The following is a 2039-nucleotide window of genomic DNA, read 5'->3' as shown; positions in this document are numbered from 1 at the left end:
GGGGGAGGAGGTGGCGGCGGTGGGGGTGGCGGCGGGGGCGGTGGTGGCGGATCGGGGTCGATCAATTGCTTGGGGCCGCACCAGCCGCTGATTTCCGAGTCGCGGACATCCCCGCGTTCCGCATTCCGGCAGACACAGGAGAATTTGTCGGTGGCGATGTCGTATTTGGGCCGGCTTTCGGTCCAGCCCGCCGGGTTGTAGAGGTATTCGGGGTGCTCGTTCGTGGGCCGGTTGCAGATGGGCATGATGCTGGGGCCGAACCCTTCCACGTTCTCGCAAGGATCGGGACCCAGGGAAGGAATCCCTGTACAGAAATTGCGTCCATAGCTCGACCGCGCGCAAAACTGGGTCGGCCCATATCCGGCTGGCAACGCGCCGCACACGCCCGCCACCGTGCTGGACAGCACCGTGTATCGCATCACGGGCGCCAGCGGGGCCTCTACGTCGATGCCATACCCAAACGGCTTGCTTCTGTCGATCCCCCCTGCCTCTGCCACGCCCCAATAACCCATGGCCTGCAATGCGATGCAGGCGGCCCAGACAACCCTCATGAATCCCTCTCCCGTTTGATCTTGAGTTACGCATTTTATCGACTGCGCAGAAACCCGAACATCGAGATACAGGGAGTTACATTACCCGCGACCCGCCCTGAAAATGCGCCAGGCCTTGGGTCTTCACGCCTTCAGATAATCCGACTTCCCGCCCAGCCACCGCATCACATGCCGCTCGGCCAGGGCGGGAAACCGGTCGAGCATGTGCGGTGCCAGCTCCCTCGCCCACTCCAGCAGCACGGTGTCGGTGGCCAGGTCGGCAAAGCGCAGCAGCGGCGCGCCGGACTGGCGGGCGCCCAGGAATTCGCCCGGGCCGCGGATGTCCAGGTCGCGCCGGGCGATCTCGAAGCCGTCGTTGGTTTCGGCCATGGCCTTGAGGCGTTCGCGGGCGGTCTCGCCCAGCCGGCCGCTGTCGTTGGTGGAATACAGCAGCACGCAGGCCGAGGCTGCCGCGCCCCGCCCCACGCGCCCGCGCAGCTGGTGCAGCTGCGACAGGCCGAACCGTTCGGAGTGCTCGATGACCATGAGCGAGGCATTGGGCACGTCCACGCCCACCTCGATCACGGTGGTGCTGACCAGCACGCCCATGGCGCCGCTGGTGAAGAGCGCCATGACGGCCTTCTTCTCGGCGCTGGGCATGCGCGAGTGCAGCAGGCCCACCTGCACGGGCGCCTGGCCTGCCGCGATGCCGCCCTGCAGGGCCTCGCTCAGCTCGGCATGGGTGGCGGTGGCGTTGGACAGGTCCAGCGCCTCGCTTTCCTCGATCAGCGGGCACACCCAGTACACCTGCCGGCCCGAGGCGACCTGGGCGGCGATGCGCTCGATGACCTCGTCCTTGCGGCTGTCCGCGATGAGCTTGGTGACGATGGGGGTGCGCCCGGGAGGCAGCTCGTCGATGGTGGAGACGTCCAGGTCGGCGTAGTAGCTCATGGCCAGGGTGCGCGGGATGGGCGTGGCGCTCATCATGAGCATGTGGGGCTCCATGCCCTGCCCTTCGAGCTTTTGCCGCAGCGCCAGGCGCTGCGCCACGCCGAACCGGTGCTGCTCGTCGATCACGGCCAGGGCCAGGCACCGAAAGCGCACCTGCTCCTGGATCACGGCATGGGTGCCGACCACCAGCGCGGCCTCGCCGCTTTCCACCAGGGCCAGCATGGCGGCGCGCTCTTTTTTCTTTTGCCCGCCGACCAGCCAGGCCACGCGCTGGCCACGCGCGGCCAGCAGGGGCTCCAGCCAGCCGACGAGCTTGGCGAAGTGCTGCTCGGCCAGGATTTCGGTGGGGGCCATCAGCGCGCACTGCCAGCCCGCGTCGATGCACACGGCGGCGGCCAGGGCCGCCACCACGGTCTTGCCCGAGCCCACGTCGCCCTGCAGCAGGCGGTGCATGGGCACGGAGCGGCCCAGGTCGCGGGCGATTTCCTCGCCCACGCGGCGCTGGGCGCCCGTGAGGCCGAAGGGCAGCACGGCCAGCAGCTGTTCGGCCAGCGTCAG

At 68.4% G+C, this 2039-nt stretch carries 2 protein-coding genes; both read right to left on the bottom strand.

The window, feature by feature from the left end; genetic code table 11:
* Positions 1-551 (bottom strand): hypothetical protein (locus tag AC27IQ_RS23205; protein ID WP_487090957.1); only part of this gene is annotated, 551 nt, incomplete at its 3' end.
* A gap of 123 nt (positions 552-674) precedes the next feature.
* Positions 675-2039: ATP-dependent DNA helicase RecG (locus tag AC27IQ_RS23200; RefSeq protein ID WP_487090956.1), on the bottom strand; the 1365-nt coding region annotated here is incomplete at its 5' end.

This window comes from Acidovorax sp. KPB24-07, assembly GCF_057543315.1.
The sequence above is the reverse complement of the archived record's forward strand: the minus strand, read 5'-3'. Positions and strand labels throughout refer to the sequence as shown.